The organism is uncultured Kiloniella sp., assembly GCF_937128705.1.
In the GTDB taxonomy this organism is placed as follows: Bacteria; Pseudomonadota; Alphaproteobacteria; order Kiloniellales; family Kiloniellaceae; genus Kiloniella.
This window is the reverse complement of record NZ_CAKZMP010000004.1, coordinates 1-2,432: the sequence shown is the minus strand read 5'-3', so window position 1 is coordinate 2,432 and position 2,432 is coordinate 1. Positions and strand designations below refer to the sequence as shown.

Annotated in this window: 4 protein-coding genes; all 4 read left to right on the top strand. The window is 50.4% G+C overall.

Translation table 11 applies throughout. The features are described from left to right. A partial coding sequence (locus tag Q0241_RS00380; RefSeq protein WP_299371315.1) for a baseplate J/gp47 family protein occupies positions 1-632 on the top strand: 632 nt, incomplete at its 5' end. Continuing rightward, positions 629-1,249, top strand: a complete 621-nt coding sequence (locus tag Q0241_RS00375) for a phage tail protein I (RefSeq protein ID WP_299371312.1) — start codon at positions 629-631, stop codon at positions 1,247-1,249. The genes Q0241_RS00380 and Q0241_RS00375, both read left to right, overlap by 4 nt. 7 nt (positions 1,250-1,256) lie before the next feature. Further along, positions 1,257-2,123, top strand: a complete 867-nt coding sequence (locus Q0241_RS00370; protein WP_299371310.1) for a phage tail protein — start codon at positions 1,257-1,259, stop codon at positions 2,121-2,123. Between the two features lie 57 nt (positions 2,124-2,180). After that, positions 2,181-2,432: hypothetical protein (locus tag Q0241_RS00365; RefSeq protein WP_299371307.1), on the top strand; the 252-nt coding region annotated here is incomplete at its 3' end.

The following is a 2,432-nucleotide window of genomic DNA, read 5'->3' as shown; positions in this document are numbered from 1 at the left end:
AAAACGATAACGATCTGCGCCGACGTACCCAGTTGGCCCCTGAAGCTTTTACAACAGCGGGATCAGAAGGCAGCTATGTCTTTAATGCCTTGTCAGCTGGGGAAACGCCAAACAGGGTTACGATTACATCACCGGATCCCGAACGGATTGTTCTTACATACTATTTCCCCGGGGACGGTTTTAGCGCGAAAATAAAACATGCATCCGCCATATCCCCCAATCCGGGCGAAGTGCTGGTATCTGTTCTTTCACGCGACGGCGACGGCACAACAGACGCCGCCACGCTTCAAGCGGTGACAGAGCATTTAACGGGCGATTATGTTCGTCCCTTGACTGATCAACTAACCGTTCAAACGGCCCAGATTGTCGAATACGACGTGACAGCCACCCTTTATCTTTACGATGGGCCGGATCTGGAGCTGGTCAAGGCAGAAGCCGAGACGAGGTTTATGGCCTATGCCACCGCCAGACATGCCTTGGGCGAAGTTGTTACTCAATCCGGCATCGATGCGGCCTTGCAAGTTGCGGGTGTTCAGAAAGTTGTTCTGACGGGATGGGCTGATGTTACGACCACCGCTGAACAAGCCCCGTTTTGTACCAACCTTGACCTGACGACCGAGGTTGCCACATGACGAGTTTACTGCCCCCGAATGCATCAAAGCTGGAACGTGCTGTGGAACAGGCAACGGTCCGGATTAATGGTATTTCTGTGCCGATCGCTGATATGTGGGATCCGGATAGATGCCCGGTTTCGGTCCTACCATTTTTAGCCTGGTCATGGTCGGTAGATAATTGGGATTCAAACTGGTCAGAAGCGATCAAACGACAGGTTGTGAAATCTGCCATCAAGGTTCATCGCCACAAAGGTACACCTGGAGCCGTCAAAGATGCTTTGAGTGCGATCGAAGTCGGCGCAACGATTTCAGAATGGTTTGATTATGGTGGTGATCCTTATCACTTCCGGATCGAAGTAGAGCTGGAACAGCGCGGGCTGAGCGAAGATGAAACCAACACACTCAGGGCCATTGCACTCGCAACAAAGAATGTCCGATCGCATCTGGATGATATGAAAATCTATCTGACTTCCAGATCACGTGGTCCGTTTGTTGCCGCGTCTGCCATGGTTGGAAATGTTCTATCTGTTTTCCCACTGGATCTTTCAGAAATCATTCTTGATCACGATCCGGTGCCTATTGTGGCTGCTGGCCCGTATTTCGTTAATTCACTGACAATTCATCCGCAAAACTAGGTGACCCATGCCGCAAGCTTTTTATACTCTTATTACCCAGATTGGTTTGGCAAAGCTGACAAATGCACAGGCTTTGGGGCATACAATTTCTTTGCAACAAATTGCTGTCGGGTCTGGCGATAATGATGCGCCTTATTCCCCAACCATTGATCAAACGGCCCTGAAGGGGGAAACGTGGCGCAATGGCATTGTCCAGATTATCCCGGATGACAACGATCCGACACGGTTTGAAGTCGAGGGCATTATTCCCCAGGAACAAGGTGGATGGACATTGCGCGAAGCCGGGATCTTTGATTCCGACGGTGATCTGTTTGCCATAGCCAATATGCCCGATACCTATAAGCCCCCATTGGGTGGGGGGGCAGTCTCTGATTTGTTACTTCGCATTGTTATTAAAACCAGTAATGCGGCAGAGGTAGAACTCAAGATTGATCCGTCTATTGTTCTGGCAACAAAAACCTATGTGAGAAACGCGATTGAGGGGCATAGCTCTGACCCCAATGCCCATGCCGATTTCTTGCGCCGCAACCGAACGGATACATTGGAAAAGGGTTTCTGGTCGCAGCATGTTGATGTCGATATTGCGGATGGTATCGCTGAGATAAATCCCGAGCTTGGTAATATTTTTGATTTCACAGCCAATAAGACTGTCCTGATCCAGAATATGACAACAATGCCAGCCGGGGGCATGGCCATCATCTATGCCAGACAGGATGCGACAGGCAACCGAGCCATTAATTTCGGGTCAAAATATTTGATCAATAATGGGCAAATCAATCAATCGCCCAATGCTGTGAACATCATCTATCTGACAGTTGGTAAAGGCTCTGAAGATATAATTGATGTCCATATCACCCAGAGGGCATCGGCATGAGTTTACCGCTTCTTACTCAACCGCCCAAAATCGGCTGTGGCGATCCCGGTGATCCGATTGAGTTTTCTTGTCGATTTGATGGCACGGCGGGCAGAGTTCGAAGATGTCCTGGTGGCGCTGCCAGATAGCAACGTGCATTACGCGTTCGCGACAGCGCAATCCGCCGCGCCTGGTTTGCTCGATGAAGATGGCCTCAATCTTGTACTCGACGCCTTCGATGAGACCTATGACCATGTCCTCGTTGTCGGGCGCCATGGAGACGCGCGGGCGTTGTTTGAAACGCTCCCGGGACGTTTCGATACAGGCATG